Source organism: Vogesella sp. AC12 (assembly GCF_024437575.1).
Lineage (GTDB): Bacteria > Pseudomonadota > Gammaproteobacteria > Burkholderiales > Chromobacteriaceae > Vogesella > Vogesella indigofera.
In genome coordinates, this window is sequence record NZ_JANFNU010000010.1 from 44,017 (window position 1) to 59,991 (window position 15,975).

General features: G+C 63.0%; 14 protein-coding genes, 2 tRNA genes and 1 riboswitch. Of the genes, 11 read left to right on the top strand and 5 right to left on the bottom strand.

What is annotated here, in order from left to right; all coding sequences use genetic code 11:
* Positions 1–2: 2 nt before the first annotated feature.
* From NOM55_RS13905 to NOM55_RS13915, 3 genes are read left to right on the top strand one after another with little or no spacing between them, the layout of a single operon-like run.
* On the top strand, positions 3–1,499 hold the full coding sequence (locus NOM55_RS13905) for an NADH-quinone oxidoreductase subunit M (protein WP_120809248.1): 1,497 nt from the start codon (positions 3–5) through the stop codon (positions 1,497–1,499).
* A gap of 20 nt (positions 1,500–1,519) precedes the next feature.
* The gene (gene nuoN / locus NOM55_RS13910) at positions 1,520–2,974 is read left to right on the top strand and encodes an NADH-quinone oxidoreductase subunit NuoN (RefSeq protein WP_255909125.1); all 1,455 of its coding nucleotides are present in this window, start codon (positions 1,520–1,522) and stop codon (positions 2,972–2,974) included.
* Positions 2,975–2,983: 9 nt separating this feature from the next.
* Entirely contained in the window at positions 2,984–3,280 is a 297-nt protein-coding gene (locus NOM55_RS13915; RefSeq protein WP_047966936.1) for a DUF2818 family protein, read from the top strand.
* Between the two features lie 352 nt (positions 3,281–3,632).
* Here the strand turns inward: NOM55_RS13915 and NOM55_RS13920 are convergent, their stop codons facing one another.
* Entirely contained in the window at positions 3,633–4,499 is an 867-nt protein-coding gene (locus tag NOM55_RS13920) for a lipid A biosynthesis lauroyl acyltransferase (protein ID WP_255909127.1), read from the bottom strand.
* Positions 4,500–4,513: 14 nt separating this feature from the next.
* Positions 4,514–5,395, bottom strand: coding sequence for a lysophospholipid acyltransferase family protein (locus NOM55_RS13925; protein ID WP_255909208.1), 882 nt, complete (start codon positions 5,393–5,395; stop codon positions 4,514–4,516).
* Positions 5,396–5,465: 70 nt separating this feature from the next.
* Here NOM55_RS13925 and metK point away from each other — a divergent pair, with 70 nt between their 5' ends.
* The 3 genes from metK to metF all read left to right on the top strand — a co-directional run bounded on the left by metK (position 5,466) and on the right by metF (position 9,325).
* Complete coding sequence (gene metK / locus NOM55_RS13930) at positions 5,466–6,635, top strand: methionine adenosyltransferase (protein WP_120809244.1); 1,170 nt, start codon at positions 5,466–5,468, stop codon at positions 6,633–6,635.
* A gap of 136 nt (positions 6,636–6,771) precedes the next feature.
* Positions 6,772–6,835: riboswitch (S-adenosyl-L-homocysteine riboswitch) on the top strand.
* A 104-nt stretch (positions 6,836–6,939) separates the two neighbouring features.
* Entirely contained in the window at positions 6,940–8,340 is a 1,401-nt protein-coding gene (ahcY, locus tag NOM55_RS13935; RefSeq protein ID WP_047966939.1) for an adenosylhomocysteinase, read from the top strand.
* A gap of 148 nt (positions 8,341–8,488) precedes the next feature.
* On the top strand, positions 8,489–9,325 hold the full coding sequence (gene metF / locus NOM55_RS13940) for a methylenetetrahydrofolate reductase [NAD(P)H] (RefSeq protein WP_255909129.1): 837 nt from the start codon (positions 8,489–8,491) through the stop codon (positions 9,323–9,325).
* A 62-nt stretch (positions 9,326–9,387) separates the two neighbouring features.
* Here metF and NOM55_RS13945 read toward each other — a convergent pair whose 3' ends face one another.
* Positions 9,388–11,199 carry a diguanylate cyclase domain-containing protein gene (locus tag NOM55_RS13945; protein WP_255909131.1) on the bottom strand — a complete coding sequence of 604 codons (1,812 nt, stop codon included), beginning with the start codon at positions 11,197–11,199 and terminating at the stop codon, positions 9,388–9,390.
* Between the two features lie 93 nt (positions 11,200–11,292).
* Entirely contained in the window at positions 11,293–11,775 is a 483-nt protein-coding gene (locus tag NOM55_RS13950; RefSeq protein ID WP_047966942.1) for an Lrp/AsnC family transcriptional regulator, read from the bottom strand.
* A gap of 270 nt (positions 11,776–12,045) precedes the next feature.
* Here NOM55_RS13950 and hppD point away from each other — a divergent pair, with 270 nt between their 5' ends.
* From hppD to NOM55_RS13975, 5 genes are all read left to right on the top strand, one after another.
* Complete coding sequence (gene hppD / locus NOM55_RS13955; protein WP_255909133.1) at positions 12,046–13,122, top strand: 4-hydroxyphenylpyruvate dioxygenase; 1,077 nt, start codon at positions 12,046–12,048, stop codon at positions 13,120–13,122.
* Between the two features lie 101 nt (positions 13,123–13,223).
* Positions 13,224–14,213, top strand: coding sequence for a fumarylacetoacetate hydrolase family protein (locus tag NOM55_RS13960; protein WP_255909135.1), 990 nt, complete (start codon positions 13,224–13,226; stop codon positions 14,211–14,213).
* Entirely contained in the window at positions 14,206–14,862 is a 657-nt protein-coding gene (gene maiA, locus NOM55_RS13965) for a maleylacetoacetate isomerase (RefSeq protein ID WP_255909137.1), read from the top strand. The genes NOM55_RS13960 and maiA overlap by 8 nt, the downstream gene beginning before the upstream one ends.
* A 114-nt stretch (positions 14,863–14,976) precedes the next feature.
* Positions 14,977–15,052 (top strand) — tRNA-Phe (locus NOM55_RS13970).
* 23 nt (positions 15,053–15,075) lie between these two features.
* Positions 15,076–15,151: transfer RNA gene (locus tag NOM55_RS13975), tRNA-Phe, on the top strand.
* Positions 15,152–15,313: 162 nt separating this feature from the next.
* Here the strand turns inward: NOM55_RS13975 and NOM55_RS13980 are convergent.
* Positions 15,314–15,913 (bottom strand): MarC family protein, encoded by a 600-nt coding sequence (locus NOM55_RS13980; protein ID WP_255909139.1) that lies wholly within the window; start codon positions 15,911–15,913, stop codon positions 15,314–15,316.
* Positions 15,914–15,975 lie beyond the last annotated feature (62 nt).

Genomic DNA, 15,975 nt, shown 5'->3' on the forward strand with positions numbered 1-15,975 from the left:
ATATGTTTGCTAATCCTTTGAGTCTGGTGATCTGGACCCCCATCGTAGCCGGCCTGCTGGTGCTGGCGACCGGTGGCGACCAGCGCGCACCGCTGGCGCGCTGGCTGGCGCTGGCTGGTGCCGTGCTGGGGTTCCTGGTATCGCTCCCGTTGTTTACGCAGTTCGACAACCTGCATGGCGGCATGCAGTTTGTCGAAAACATGCCGTGGATCGAATCCCTCGGTATCAACTACCACCTGGGGGTGGACGGCATCTCGATGCTGTTCATCGTGCTGAACAGCTTCACCACGCTGATGGTGATCCTGGCCGGCTGGGAAGTGATCCAGAAACGCACCGCACAGTACATGGCCGCGTTCCTGATCATGTCGGGTCTGATCAACGGTGCTTTCGCCGCGCTGGATGCGATCCTGTTCTACGTGTTCTTCGAGGGCATGCTGATCCCGATGTACCTGATCATCGGTGTGTGGGGTGGTCCGCGTCGCGTTTACGCCTCGATCAAGTTCTTCCTGTACACGCTGCTGGGTTCGCTGCTGATGCTGGTAGCGTTCATCTACCTGTATTTCCAGGCTGGCAAGACCTTTGACATCCAGGCCTTCCAGGCCCTGAAGCAGATCCCGCTGCAGGTACAGATCCTGCTGTTCATCGCCTTCTTCCTGTCGTTTGCGGTGAAGGTGCCGATGTGGCCGGTACACACTTGGTTGCCGGATGCCCACGTGGAAGCGCCGACCGGTGGCTCCATGGTGCTGGCGGCGATCACGCTGAAGATCGGTGCTTACGGCTTCCTGCGATTTGCACTGCCGATCGTGCCGGATGCCTCGATCGAGCTGGCTCCGATCATGATCGGCCTGTCGCTGGTGGCGGTGGTGTACATCGGTCTGGTGGCACTGGTGCAAACCGACATGAAGAAACTGGTGGCTTACTCCTCCATTTCCCACATGGGCTTCGTGACCCTGGGCATGTTCCTGTTCACCGGCAGCCAGATGAATGCATGGGCGGTGGAAGGTGCATTGGTACAGATGGTGTCGCACGGCTTCGTCTCCGCCGCGATGTTCTTCTGCATCGGCGTGATGTATGACCGCGTGCACAGCCGCAACATCGCCGATTACGGTGGTGTCGCCAACAAGATGCCGATTTTTGCCGCCTTCATGATGCTGTTCGGCATGGCCAACTCCGGCCTGCCTGCCACCTCCGGCTTCGTCGGCGAGTTCATGGTGATCATGGGCGCGGTGCAGGTGAACTTCCTGGTCGCTGCCTTGGCTGCCACCACGCTGATCTTCGGCGCCGCCTACACCCTGTGGATGTACAAGCGCGTGATTTTCGGTGATGTGGGCAACCACCACGTGGAAGAGATGAAGGACGTCAACAAGCGTGAATTCCTGATTCTGGTGATCCTGGCCGTGACCGTACTGGGTATGGGTCTGTACCCGCAGCTGTTCGTTGAGAAGATGCACCTGTCTGTCAATGAACTGATCGCGCACGTTGCGCAAAGCAAGCTCTAAGAGGCCACAAGGAATACGAAATGAATTGGGCTGATCTCAATCTGATGCCGGCTTTGCCAGAGATGTTCCTGCTTGGGGCTCTGTCGGTAATCCTCATTCTTGACCTGTTTATCTCGGACGCCAAGCGCGGCATCACCTATGCACTGTCGCTGCTGACACTGCTGGTTTGTGCCGTGATCCAGGTTTCCACTTTCGAGCCGTTCGCCACCATTACCCTCAGTGGCATGTTTGTCGATGATCCGCTGTCGGACATCGTCAAGGTGGCGATGTACGGCGTGACGGCACTGGTGCTGGTTTACACCCGCCAGTACGTGAAGGATCGCGGCCTGTTCAAGGGCGAATACTTCACCCTGACCCTGTTCGCGCTGCTGGGCATGAACCTGATGGTGTCGGCCAGCAACTTCGTCAGCCTGTACATGGGCCTGGAGCTGCTGTCGTTGTCGCTGTACTCGCTGATCGCGCTGCAACGTGAGTCCGGTCGTGCCATCGAAGCCGCGATGAAGTACTTCGTGCTCGGCGCGCTGGCTTCCGGCCTGCTGCTGTACGGTGTGTCGATGGTGTACGGTGCCACCGGTTCGCTGGAACTGACCAAGGTGGCTCAGGCGATCGCCTCGGGCAGCGCCAACCAGACACTGCTGGTCTTCGGCCTGGTGTTTATCGTGGCTGGTCTTGCGTTCAAGCTGGGTGCGGTACCGTTCCACATGTGGGTGCCTGACGTTTACCAGGGCTCGTCCACCGCGATGACGCTGATGATCGGTGCCGCACCGAAACTGGCGGCCTTCGTGTTCGTGATCCGCATCCTGGTGCAGGGTCTGGGCGAGATGGTGGCCGACTGGCAGGGCATGCTGGTGATTCTGGCGGTACTGTCAATGGCCATCGGTAACCTGACCGCCATTGCACAGACCAACCTCAAGCGCATGCTGGCCTACTCGACCATCTCGCACATGGGTTTCCTGCTGCTGGGCCTGATCGCCGGCAACGCCGAAGGCTACTCCGCCGCACTGTTCTACGTGATCGTTTACGTGCTGACCTCGCTGGCCGGTTTCGGCATCCTGCTGGGCCTGTCGCGTGCCGGTTTCGAGTGCGAGACACTGGACGACCTGAAAGGCCTCAACGGCCGCAACAGCTGGTACGCACTGCTGATGCTGCTGGCGCTGTTCTCGATGGCCGGTATTCCGCCGCTGGCTGGCTTCTACGCCAAGTTTGCGGTGATCCAGGCGATCGTCAACGTCAACCTGCTGTGGCTGGCGATTGTGGCGGTGCTGATGTCGCTGATCGGTGCCTTCTACTACCTGCGTGCAGTCAAGGTGATGTACTTCGACGACGTGCAGGATCACAGCCCGATCACCATGTCCGGTGACATGAAGCTGGTGCTGTCGCTCAATGCCGTGGCCTTGCTGGTACTGGGTGCGATGCCGGAACGTCTGATCGCGATGTGTGTCGAAGCGATGAAACAATCACTCGTCGTCCTGTAAGGAATCAGCATGGAAGTCAGCGTCATCGTCCTGTTACTGCTCGCGTTTGTTGCGGCCAATCTGCCATTCATGAGCCGGCGCGTTGCCGGCATCTGGCGGGTGGCCAACAAGCACTTTGGCTGGCAGTTACTGGAACTGGTGGCGCTGTACCTGCTGCTGGGTGTGCTGGCGCAGCTGCTGGAAGGCCGCCATTCGCCGGTACACGTGCAGAAGTGGCAGTTTTATGTCACCACCTTGGCACTGTTCCTGGTGTTTGCGTTTCCCGGTTTTATCGGGCGCTACTTCTGGAAGAAGCGCGGTAGCTGAGCCGCTGCGCAGCACAACAAAAACGCCACGATCCGATCGTGGCGTTTTTGTTTGGCTGGCGGCACTGTGGGCCTCGCTTCCGGGTCACTGATGCCGGGATGTCTGGAGATTGAAGGTTGCCGCTCCCGATCGCAGCGGGGCAGGGTAGAGGGTGTGCGGAGGGGCTGTCGCCAGGCTGCGGCCAACCTTGGCTACCTCAAAGCGCAGACCGCTACCGAGCGGCGTCACTTCTATACGGTTACAACCGCGCGTTTCCCTGTGCGGCCAGCCCGCTCACCGGCTAGCTTGCCCCGAAAACAAAACGGGCAAGGTTGGCCGCAGCCATCCTTGCCCGTGGTGGTTGGCTACAGGCTCAGTAGAAACGTGCCTGTCCCTGCGGCCGGGTCTTGAAGCGCTTGTGCAGCCAGAAGTACTGTTCCGGCGCCTCCAGGATGCGCTGCTCCAGGAAGGCGTTCATGCGGCGGGTATCGGCTTCCAGATTGTCGCTGGGGAAGTTGTCCAGTGGCGGATGGATATCGAGCACGAAGCGCGCGCCTTCGCGGCGGGCGATGGCCGGTACCACCCTGGCCTTGGCGATGCTGGCAATGCGCGACAGGCCGGTGATGGTGGCGGCGTCAGTGGCGAAGAACTTCACGAAGATGGCGTCGCGCGGGCCGAAGTCCTGGTCCGGCAGGTAAAGGAACGGGGTGTGCTCCTTGCGCATCGCCTTGATGATGCTGCGCAGGCTCTCCTGCCGCGACACGATGTAGGCATTGTCGAAGCGGTTACGGCCCTGGTAGAACTGCGCGTCCAGCGTCTTGTTCTTCTGGTGCGAATAGACGCTGACCAGCGGCACCTCCAGATTCAGGCGCAGCGCACAGATCTCGAAGGCGACGAAGTGCGGGTAGAACAGCACCACGTCTTCGCCCGCCTCGCGCAGCCGGGTGATATGTTCCAGCCCGCGTACCTCCACCAGCTGGCGCAGCCGCTGTGGCGACGACCACCACACGATGCCGTACTCCAGCACCAGCTTCATCATCTCGACAAAGTGGCGGCGGATCAGCCGGCGGCGCTGCGTCAGCCCCATGTCGGGGAAGCACAGGCGCAGGTTGATCAGGCCGACGCGACGGCGCTCGCGGGCGAGCAGGTAGGCCAGCTGCCCTAGGCCCCAGGCCAGGGCGTGGATGACGGGCAGCGGCAACAGGCGGATGAGCCACAGCAGGGCCAGGGCGAATTTCATGCGGTATTCCAGAATTAAGCTTGATCGGGGGACGGAGCGCCGGACGGCGTCTTGTAGCGGTTGTAGCTCCACAGGTACTGTTGCGGCCAACGCTGGATCAGGCGTTCGACATTGGCGTTGACCACGGCGGCGTCGGCCTCGCGTTCGCCGCTGAATTCGCCCTGCTGCGGGCTGATGTGGATGTGGAAGCCGGCACCGCCAGCCAGGCGTTCGCCGGTAAACCACAGCACCGCGACACCATTCATCTGCGCCAGACGCGCCAGCAGTGTCATGGTGAACGCCGGCTTGCCGAAGAATGGTGCCCACGCGCCTTCGCCGCTGCCGGGCACCTGGTCCGGCAGGATGATGGTGGCCTCGCCGGATTTCAGCGCCTTCATCAGCTGGCGCACACCGGCGCCGGTGGCCGGCGCGGTGCGGCCTTTGCCGCGGGCGCGGCCCTCGTTCATGATCGGCTCCAGCCACGCCAGCTTCGGCGGGCGGTACATCGCGGTCAGCGGGAACGGCAGCCGGGCCGAGATGTAGCGTCCGGCAATGTCGTAGCTGCCAAGGTGCGGGGTGACGAAGATCAGCCCCTTGCCCTCCGCCAGTGCCGCTTCGACATGCTCCCAGCCGTCACAGCCGCGTACCAGCGAGGTGATGTAGTCCGGCTCGCGGCACCAGGCGATGGCCAGTTCCAGCGCGCCCTTGCCGGTTTCTGCCGCACAGAGTTTGACGAGCGATTCGTAAAGCTGATAACTTCCAGCGATTTGACTGGTTTTGAGGTTTTCGCGTATGCGTTCGCGAAAACGCGGCGATAGGTAATAGAGGATTTCCCCCAGCAGGGCGCCCAGCCGGTGCAGTGCCGGTAGCGGCAACGCGGCCAGGGTCTGCAGGATGAGTCGTGCGATTCGGGTCATCATGGTCTGCTGGAAAGTAAACGCGCTATTTTATCATTAACTCAAAGGCCATTATTCGGGAACGGACACAATGAGCGAATATCTTTTTACATCTGAATCGGTATCTGAAGGCCATCCGGACAAGGTCGCGGACCAGATTTCCGACGCCATTCTGGACGCCATCCTGCGTGAAGACAAATACGCCCGCGTTGCGGCCGAGACCCTGGTTAACACCGGTCTGGTAGTCCTGGCCGGCGAGATCACCACCACCGCCAACATCGACTACATCAAGATCGCGCGCGAAACCATCAAGCGCATCGGTTACGACAATACCGAGCTGGGTTTTGACCATCGCGGTTGCGCCGTGATGGTGTGCTACGACAAGCAGTCGCCGGACATCGCCCAGGGCGTCAACGAAGGCGAAGGCCTGGATCTAGACCAGGGCGCCGGCGACCAGGGCCTGATGTTCGGCTACGCCTGCGACGAAACCCCGACGCTGATGCCGTTCCCGATCTACTACGCGCACCGTTTGGTGCAGCGTCAGGCGGAACTGCGCAAGGATGGCCGCCTGCCGTGGCTGCGTCCGGATGCCAAGAGCCAGATCACCTGCGTCTACGACAGCGAAACAGGCCTGCCCAAGCGCATCGACACCGTGGTGCTGTCCACCCAGCACGCGCCGGAAATCGACCACAAGACACTGACCGATGCGGTGATCGAGGACATCATCAAGCCGGTGCTGCCGGCGGAAATGATTACTGCCGAAACCAAGTTCCTGATCAACCCGACCGGCCGTTTCGTCATCGGCGGCCCGATGGGCGACTGCGGCCTGACCGGCCGCAAGATTATCGTCGACACCTACGGCGGTGCCGCACCGCACGGCGGTGGGGCCTTCTCCGGCAAGGATCCGACCAAGGTCGACCGTTCCGCCGCCTACGCCGGTCGTTATGTGGCCAAGAACGTGGTCGCCGCCGGTCTGGCGCGCCAGTGCCAGATCCAGGTTTCCTACGCCATCGGCGTGGCCGAGCCGACCTCGATCTCGGTGGACACCTTTGGCACCAACGCGATCCCGAACGAGCGCATCGTCGAGCTGGTGAAACAGCACTTCGACCTGCGCCCGAAAGGCATCGTGCAGATGCTGGACTTGTTGCGTCCGATCTACACCAAGACCGCGGCCTACGGCCACTTCGGCCGCGAAGAGCCGGAGTTCACCTGGGAGCGTACCGACAAGGCCGCCGCGCTGCGCGCCGCTGCCGGCCTGTAAGCTAGCCAAACTGTTGTGCAAAAAGGCCTCGCAAGAGGCCTTTTCCTTTGCCTCTGGGCGGCGGCCGCGGTGGTCTTGTTGCCCGTGCGGCGTCGTTGCGGCCAACCTTGCGCCGCAAGTTCTGCCATAATGGCGGGATTCCGGGGAGCGCTGCGAGGCCATGCCCCAGGCCCGGAAACGCAAAACGGCGCTCACCTGCTTTTCATTGAACGGCTCCGATCGGGCCGCTTCAGGATAACCCGTGCCGGGCACGGGATGCGCGGGTGAGCCATCCCTCCCGGCCTTCGTGACAAAGGAATACACGATGGCTGCATTCAACGACTATCTCGTTGCCGATATCAATCTGGCAGATTGGGGCCGCAAGGAACTCAATATTGCCGAGACCGAAATGCCGGGCCTGATGGCCACGCGCAAGGAATACCAGCACAGCCAGCCGCTGCGCGGCGCGCGCATCGCCGGCTCGCTGCACATGACGGTACAGACCGCGGTGCTGATCGAGACGCTGACCGCGCTGGGCGCCGAAGTGCGCTGGGCATCGTGCAACATCTTCTCCACCCAGGATCACGCTGCCGCCGCCATCGCTGCGGCCAACATTCCGGTATTCGCGTTCAAGGGCGAGAGCCTGGACGAGTACTGGGAATTCAGCCACAAGATCTTCGAATGGCCGGAAGACCAGCCAGCGAACATGATCCTCGACGACGGCGGCGACGCCACCCTGCTGCTGATGCTGGGCAGCAAGGCGGAGAAGGATCTGGGCGTGATCGGCCACCCGACCAACGAAGAAGAAACCGCACTGTTCGCTTCCATCAAGCGTCATCTGGAAATCGACCCGCAGTGGTACTCCAAGCGTCTGCAGCATATCAAGGGCGTGACCGAGGAAACCACCACCGGCGTGCATCGCCTGTACCAGCTGGAAAAGGACGGCCTGCTGCCGTTCCCGGCCTTCAACGTCAACGACTCGGTGACCAAGTCCAAGTTCGACAACCTGTACGGCTGCCGCGAATCGCTGGTGGACGGCATCAAGCGCGCCACTGACGTGATGATCGCCGGCAAGGTTGCCGTGGTGCTGGGCTACGGTGACGTGGGCAAGGGCTGCGCGCAGTCGCTGCGCGGTCTGGGCGCCACCGTGTGGGTGACCGAAATCGACCCGATCTGCGCACTGCAGGCGGCGATGGAAGGCTACCGCGTGGTACGCATGGACGAAGTCTGCGATCAGGCCGACATCTTCGTGACCACCACCGGCAACGTCGGCGTGATCAATCACGAGCACATGAAGAAAATGCGTAACAATGCCATCGTGTGCAATATCGGTCACTTCGACAGCGAGATCGAAGTCGCCTCGCTGCGCCAGTACCAGTGGGAAAACATCAAGCCGCAGGTGGATCACATCATCTTCCCGGACGGCAAGCGCATCATCCTGCTGGCCGAAGGCCGCCTGGTGAACCTCGGCTGCGCCACCGGCCACCCGAGCTTCGTGATGTCCAACTCCTTCACCAACCAGGTGCTGGCGCAGATCGAGATCTTCGCCAACGAGCACAAGTACGACAACAAGGTGTACGTGCTGCCCAAGCATCTGGACGAGAAGGTGGCGCGCCTGCATCTGGAGCGCATCGGCGCCCGCCTGACCGAGCTGTCTGATGAACAGGCCAGCTACATCAGCGTGCCGAAAGACGGTCCATATAAGCCGGCACACTATCGTTATTGATATTTGATGTCCGGTTAAAACGGACAGGGCCGTAAAATGCCCTGTCCGTTTTTTTGTGCGGCCAACGTTGGCCGCCACCCCGTCAGCGGCGCCAGACCGACACGGGATGCCAGGGAAACCATCACCAACCTTGCCGCAAGAGCTTGCCATGACCGAACGTAACCGTACCTTCAGCTTCGAATTCTTCCCGCCGCGCACCCCGGAAGGCGTGGCCAAACTGCGTACCACCCGCCAGCAGCTGGCGCAGTTCAAGCCGGAGTTCTTCTCCGTGACCTTCGGCGCCGGCGGCACCACCCGCGACGGCACGCTGTCCACGGTGCTGGAAATCCGCAACGAAGGCTATGCCGCGGCGCCGCACCTGTCCTGCATCGGCTCCACCCGCGACAATATCCGCTCGATCCTGAACGAGTACCGCAACCACGGTATCCGCCACATCGTGGCGCTGCGCGGCGATATGCCGTCCGGTATGGTCGAGGCCGGCGAGTTCCGCTACGCCAACGAGCTGGTGGCCTTCATCCGCGAAGAGCACGGCGACCACTTCCACATCGAAGTGGCGGCCTATCCGGAATTCCACCCGCAGGCCAAGTCCGCCGAAGACGACATCAATAATTTCGTGCGCAAGGTGAATGCCGGCGCCAACTCGGCGATGACGCAGTATTTCTTCAACGCCGATAGTTATTTCCGCTTCGTCGACGAGGTACAGGCGCGCGGCGTGGACATCCCGATCGTGCCTGGCATCATGCCGATCGCCAACTTCGGCCAGCTGTGCCGCTTCTCCGACATGTGCGGCGCGGAAGTGCCGCGCTGGCTGCGCCTGCGGATGCAGGCCTATATGGACGACAGCGCGTCGATCCGTGCACTGGGGCTGGATGTGGTGACCGAGCTGTGCGACCGCCTGCTGGCCAATGGCGCACCGGGGCTGCACTTCTACACCCTGAACCAGGCCGGCACGGTGTCCACCATCTGGCAGCGCCTGGGCTTGTGAGCGCGGCCGCCGGATGCGGCGCGATGGCAGCATGAAAAACCGCAGCTTCGGCTGCGGTTTTTTCATGTCGCCGCGGCGCTGACGCAGCGGTTGCGGCCCTGTGCCTTGGCCTGGCGCAAGGCGTGGGCCGCCTCGCCAATCAGGTCGTCGATATCGTCATGGCGGCGCAGGTCCAGCGTGGCGCAGCCGACACTGACGCTGACAAAGCTGGACACCCGCGACGCCGGGTGCGGCAGCTGCAGCGCGGCGACCGCCTGGCGCAGCTGCTCGGCCACGGCGGCGGCTTGCGCCGGATCATGCTGCGGCAGCAGCAGCAGCATGGTGGCGCCCTTGATGCGCACCGCGAGGCCGGGGTGCGTCGCCAGCAGCGCCTGCAGCAGCTGTGCAATGCGCAGCAGGCAGTCGTCACCGGCCAGGTGGCCGGCGTGGCTGTTGTAGGCGGCGAACTGGTCGATGTCCAGCATCAGCGCCGACAGCGCCTGCTGGCGCAGGAAAGCCTGCTCGAACAGCTGCTGCTTGTCCTGCTGCAGGCGGCTGACGCTGGCCAGCCCGGTCAGGCCGTCGCAATGGCTCTGCGCCTGCAGCTTGGCGTTGGCCGCCGCCAGCTGCTGCGTCAGCGCCTCATGCTGTTGCAGCTGCTGGTGACGCAGCAGCAGCCCGGACAGCAGCTCGGCAAACAGCCGCAGCAGCGTCAGTTCCTTGTCCAGCCAGTCGTGCTGGCGGTTGACCACTTCGCAGCCGAAGATGCCGTGCAGCGGCGCGGCGTGGTCGAGCGCGATCAGCACCAGGCCGCGGATGCCGTGCTCGGCCAGCAGCAGGCGCTCGCCGTGGCCGTCCGGCGGAATTTCCTCCAGCCGGCTGATGGTGAGCTGTGCCTGCTGCCGCAGCTGCGGCAGCAACCAGGGCGAGTGCTGCAGCGGCGCTTGCAGGTAAAAGCCGCCGTCCGGCGGCAGCTGCGCGTTTTGCCAGCTGATGTGCTGCTGCAGCGCCTGTCGTTCGTCCAGCAGCAGCAGGTAGCAGCGGTCGACGCCGAGCAGGTGGCCGATGCGCGCCAGGGCATTGGCGACGGCGTCGCGCTGTTCTGCCGGCGGCAGGCGCAGGAAGCTGTGGGACAGCTTGGCCAGCAGCTGCTGAGAGCGGGTCAGTTGGTCGAGTTCGGTGGTGCGCTGGCTGGCCAGCTCGCTGAGTTGTTCGCGCTGCTTTTGCAGCTCGTTGCCGCGCTGCTGTTGTTGCTGCAGTTGTTGCTGCCAGCCCTGGCGATAGCGTTGCAGCTGTTTGCCCAGCAGGCTCAGTTCGCGCTCGCCGTCGGCCAGCGGCAGCGGCTGTTCCTTGTGCAGCTGGCCGACCAGCTGTTCCAGCGGGCGCAGCAGGTGGCGTTGCATGAAATGGCGGCACAGCAGCAGCATCAGCAGCATGGCGGCCATCAGGCTGCCGGCGAACAGCAGGCTGCGCAGGCGCAGTTGCTGCAGCAGCTCCTGCTGGCCGAGGTGCAGACGCAGACTGGCCAGCGGCTGGTTGCCGGAGCGTTCGGACTGTACCGGGAAATCGCGGATCCACTCGCTGTGCGCCGTCGGGTGCAGCTGGCTGCTCTGGCGCTGGCCGAGGTTGGTGATCAGCTCGACGCGGTTGACGCCGTCGAGCTGGTTGATGCTTTCCAGCAGTTGCTGGGTATTGTGCTGGTCGAGGTCCCACACGCTTTGCGCCAGCACGCCGACGAAGCGTTGTTCCACCAGCGTGTGCAGCTGTGCCAGCCGCTGTTCGATGTCGCGCAGGCCGAGCAGGTAGTGACCGCCGCCGCCGAGCACGCCCAGCAACAGCAGGCACAGCACGCCGCGCCATTGCAGGCGACTGGATAAGGAATTGGTAGCGGCCACTGCGGATCCCGTTTTGCTGACCAAGGTGTTCTGGATGATAGCGGAATGGCACGGCGGCAGGAAATGCCCCCGCACATGGCGGGGGCAGGGGGCTTACGGATTCAGGTGCGAGATCGGCAGCGAGGTGGTCTGCTTGAACTCCTTCAGCACGAAGCTGGACTTCACGTCCTCCACCCCCGGCTGCTGCAGCAGGTCGTCCATCACGAAGCGCGAGAAGTGCTCCAGATCCTCGAAATACACCTGCAGCAGGTAGTCCATCTCGCCGGTCATCGCGTAGCAGTTGACCACTTCCGGCCAGCGCTGCACCGCGTCCATGAAGCCCTGCAGATGGGCGTTGCCGCGCTTTTCCAGCGTGACGCGCACAAAGGCCTGCAGGCCGAGGCCGATCTTGGCCGGATCCAGCAGCGCCACGTACTGGCGGATGACGCCGGAGTCCTCCAGTTGCTTCAGGCGGCGCAGGCAGGGCGATGGCGACAGGGCCACCTTTTCCGCCAGTTCCACGTTGGTCAGCCGGCCATTGGCCTGCAATGCGGCCAACATTTTTATATCTGTCTTGTCCAGGGGTGCCGTAGGCATGTTATCTCCTGATGATGGGTTTGCTCTGGAATATTGTTTTAAGTTTTTTGTTTTCTCGGCACTATATCGCAAGAAAATTGCGGTTGAGTTTACTTAGAATAAAGCGCCTGAGCCAGACATTTTACACGGTGGCGCCAGATCACCGGATATTGTCTACATCATGCGGCCGCGACTGCGTCCGGCACGCAACGGCAAGCCGGCCGCCCGGCGCAGTCCAGGCGGCGGCACCACAGAGACAGCGTCGAGCACGACGCGCAAGAGGAGAGATGAATGAAAATGGAACATCAACTGATGAACCCACTGGCAACCGATGGCTTCGAGTTTGTCGAGTACACCGCCCCCAACGCCGAAGGCGTCGCCAAGCTGCAAGCGCTTTTCCTGTCGCTCGGCTTTATCGAGATCGCGCGCCACCGCAGCAAGAACGTCAGCCTGTTCCGCCAGGGTGATATCAACTTCATCCTCAACGCCGAACGCACCCAGCCGGCCTCCGAGTTCGCCACCGTGCACGGCCCGTCCGCCTGCGCCATGGCCTGGCGCGTCAAGGACGCCGCCAAGGCCTACGACTACGCACTGGCGCATGGCGCCAAGCCCTATGTGCGTCCGGTCGGCGCGATGGAGCTGAACATCCCGGCGGTGGAAGGCATCGGCGGCTCGGCACTGTACTTCGTCGACCGCTACGGCCACGACAAGGACATCTACGAGATCGACTTTGTGCCGCTGGACGGCGTCGACCAGCACCCGGTGGGCGTGGGCCTCAAGGTGATCGACCACCTGACCCACAACGTGATCCGCGGCAATATGGAGAAGTGGGGATCGTTCTACGAGAACATCGCCAACTTCCGCGAAATCCGCTACTTCGACATCGAAGGCAAGCTCACCGGCCTGGTGTCCAAGGCGATGACCAGCCCGTGCGGCAAGATCCGCATCCCGATCAACGAATCGTCCGACGACAAGAGCCAGATCGAGGAATTCCTGAAGCAGTACAACGGCGAAGGCATCCAGCACATTGCGCTGACCACCGAAGACATCTACACCACAGTAGAAACGCTGAAGGCGCGCGGCACCCGCTTCCTCGACACCCCGGACACCTACTACGCCAAGGTCGACCAGCGCGTGCCGAACCACGGCGAGGACCTGGCGCGCTTGCAGAAGAACAGCATCCTGATCGACGGCGCGCCGGTGGAAGGCATCCTGCTGCAGATCTTCACCGAAACCGTGATCGGGCCGATCTTCTTCGAGATCATCCAGCGCAAGGGCAACGAAGGCTTCGGCGAAGGCAACTTCCGCGCGCTGTTCGAATCGATCGAGGAAGACCAGATCCGCCGCGGCGTGCTGAAGGCCGATTGAGCCCGCCGCATCACCGCGTGAACGCATAGCAGCACAAGGTTGGCCGCAGCAGATTGCTGCGGCCAACGTGTATCGACACCGTTCCAGACGAGACCACCCACATGAAACTCGCCACCTACCAGAACAACACCCGCGACGGCCAGCTGATGGTCGTCAGCCGTGACCTTTCCCGTGCCGTCGCCGTACCGCAGATCGCCGCCACCCTGCAGCAGGCGCTGGACAACTGGGCGCAGGCCGAGCCGCAACTGCAACAGGTCTACGCCGCGCTGAATCAGGGCGAGGCCGCCGGCGCCGGCGCCGTTGCCTTCGACGCAGCGCGTTGCCACAGCCCGCTGCCACGCGCCTACCAGTGGGCGGACGGCAGTGCCTACCTCAACCACGTCGAGCTGGTGCGCAAGGCGCGCGGCGCCGAGGTGCCGGAGAGCTTCTACCACGACCCGCTGATGTACCAGGGCGGCTCCGACGCCTTCCTGCCACCGTGCTCGCCGATTCCGCTGCGCGACGAGGCGTGGGGGCTGGACTTCGAGGGCGAGGTGGCGGTGGTCACCGGCGACGTGCCGCTGGGCGCCGATGCCGCCGCGTGCGCCGGCCACATCCGCCTGCTGATGCTGGTCAACGACGTCACGCTGCGCAACCTGATTCCCAATGAGCTGGCCAAGGGCTTCGGCTTCTTCCAGAGCAAGCCGGCGACCGCGTTCTCGCCGGTGGCGGTGACCCCGGACGAGCTGGGCGACGCGTGGCAGGACGGCAAGGTGCACCTGCCGCTGCTGGTCGATTACAACAACGCCTTCTACGGCAAGCCGAACGCCGGCGTCGAGATGCAGTTCAGCTTCCCGCAGCTGGTGGCGCACGTGGCCAAGACCCGCGAACTGGTCGCCGGCTCCATCGTCGGCTCCGGCACCGTGTCCAACCACGACCGCAGTACAGGCAGCTGCTGCCTGGCCGAACAGCGCATGATCGAGATCATCGACAGCGGCGCGGCGATCACCCCGTTCATGAAGGTGGGTGACACGGTACGCATCGAGATGAAGGATGCCGCCGGCGTGAGTATTTTCGGCGCCATCGCGCAGAGGGTGGTCAAGCATGGCTGACGCGGCCAACGTTGGCCGCACGCTGTACGGCTACTTCCGTTCCTCGGCCGCCTACCGCGTGCGCATTGCACTGAACCTGAAAGGGCTGGCCTACGCCCAGGTGCCGGTCAGCCTGCTGCGCGGCGAGCAGCGCAGCGCCGATTACCTGGCGCTCAATCCGCAGGGGCTGCTGCCGGCGCTGCTGGACAAGGGCGTACTGCTGACGCAGTCGCTGGCGATCTGCGAGTACCTGGACGAGGCCTATCCGGACAGCGCACGGCTGCTGCCGGAGGGCGCGGTAGCGCGGGCGCAGGTGCGCGCAGTGGCGCAGGCCATCGCCTGCGACATCCACCCGCTCAACAACCTGCGCGTGCTCAACTACCTGAAGACCGAGCTGGAGCAGGACGAGGACGCGCGGGGTGGCTGGTACCGTCACTGGGTGGCGACGGGCTTTGCCGCGCTGGAGCAGCAGCTGGCCGCCAGCGCCGGGCGCTACTGTTTCGGCGACACGCTGACGCTGGCCGACGTCTGCCTGCTGCCGCAGGTGTTCAACGCGCAGCGCTTTGCCATCGACATGGGCGCGTATCCCTTGCTGGCGCGTATTGCGGCCAACCTTGAGCAGGTGCCGGCGTTTGCGGAGGCCCATCCGTCGCGGCAGCCGGACGCGTAGTAAACTGGTAAAAACCGCCGTTTCGGCGGTTTTTTTCCGGAAAAGCCTTGACGCATAAATTACGATCTGCTTTAATGCGTGCCTCTGATGCAGCACGCAAGTGCGCGGCAAAGAGGCCAATTAGCTCAGTTGGTAGAGCAACGGATTGAAAATCCGTGTGTCCTTGGTTCGATTCCGAGATTGGCCACCACTTTTCCCCTGCGCCAGATGTTTGGCCAATTAGCTCAGTTGGTAGAGCAACGGATTGAAAATCCGTGTGTCCTTGGTTCGATTCCGAGATTGGCCACCAAATATGAAAAGCCGCAATCCTTAACGGGTTGCGGCTTTTTGCATTGCTGGCCCGGCTGTGGAGCAGGGCAGTCCTGGCTCTAGCGTGGAGCAAGGCCGCCAGCGCGAGCGCGCCGCAAAAACGGCGCCGCGAAGGGCGCCGTTACCGTACGCGGCGCCGGCCTCAGGCCAGCTTCTTGATGTAGGCGGCGACGCCACCCAGCAGCATCTCAATCGAGATCGCGGTCAGCACCAGTCCCATCAGCCGCTCCAGCGCGGTAATCGCCTGTTCGCCGAGCAGTTTCTGGATCTTGCCGGAGAACAGGAACACCAGCAGCGTCACCAGCATGGTCAGCGTCAGCGCGCCTATCCATTCCAGCATCCGTTCCGGTTCGCGCGTCGACATCAGCAGCACGGTCGCCATTGCCGACGGCCCGGCAATCAGCGGCACCGCGATCGGCACGATGAACGGCTCGCCGCTCAGCTGGTGGCCGGCGTGGCCGTCGCCGCCGGGGAAGATCATCTTCAGTGCGATCAGGAACAGGATCACGCCACCGGCCACGCGCAGGCTCTCGTCGGTGAGGTGCATCACTTCCAGGAAGCCGTTGCCGAAGAACATGAAGGTCAGCAGCACGCTGAAGGCGATGAAACACTCGCGGAACACCACGCGGCGGCGGCGCTCCGGCTTCACCTGCTTCAGTGCCGAGATGAACAGCGGGATGTTGCCCAGCGGATCGGTGATCAGGATCAGCAGGATGGTGGCGGAGAGAAAGGATGTGTCCATGGCTGCCTCGGCGGGGAAGAGTGGCAAAAGGGCGTGCGATGGATTATCGCACGCCCTTGCTT

Coding starts and splice junctions, on each gene's coding strand:
- NOM55_RS13950 (WP_047966942.1), bottom strand. CDS start 11,775: ATGCCTACGGCACCCCTGGACAAGACAGATATAAAAATGTTGGCCGCA.
- metF (WP_255909129.1), top strand. CDS start 8,489: ATGACCGAACGTAACCGTACCTTCAGCTTCGAATTCTTCCCGCCGCGC.
- NOM55_RS13905 (WP_120809248.1), top strand. CDS start 3: ATGTTTGCTAATCCTTTGAGTCTGGTGATCTGGACCCCCATCGTAGCC.
- ahcY (WP_047966939.1), top strand. CDS start 6,940: ATGGCTGCATTCAACGACTATCTCGTTGCCGATATCAATCTGGCAGAT.
- metK (WP_120809244.1), top strand. CDS start 5,466: ATGAGCGAATATCTTTTTACATCTGAATCGGTATCTGAAGGCCATCCG.
- NOM55_RS13925 (WP_255909208.1), bottom strand. CDS start 5,395: ATGACCCGAATCGCACGACTCATCCTGCAGACCCTGGCCGCGTTGCCG.
- NOM55_RS13920 (WP_255909127.1), bottom strand. CDS start 4,499: ATGAAATTCGCCCTGGCCCTGCTGTGGCTCATCCGCCTGTTGCCGCTG.
- NOM55_RS13915 (WP_047966936.1), top strand. CDS start 2,984: ATGGAAGTCAGCGTCATCGTCCTGTTACTGCTCGCGTTTGTTGCGGCC.
- hppD (WP_255909133.1), top strand. CDS start 12,046: ATGAAAATGGAACATCAACTGATGAACCCACTGGCAACCGATGGCTTC.
- nuoN (WP_255909125.1), top strand. CDS start 1,520: ATGAATTGGGCTGATCTCAATCTGATGCCGGCTTTGCCAGAGATGTTC.
- maiA (WP_255909137.1), top strand. CDS start 14,206: ATGGCTGACGCGGCCAACGTTGGCCGCACGCTGTACGGCTACTTCCGT.
- NOM55_RS13980 (WP_255909139.1), bottom strand. CDS start 15,913: ATGGACACATCCTTTCTCTCCGCCACCATCCTGCTGATCCTGATCACC.
- NOM55_RS13960 (WP_255909135.1), top strand. CDS start 13,224: ATGAAACTCGCCACCTACCAGAACAACACCCGCGACGGCCAGCTGATG.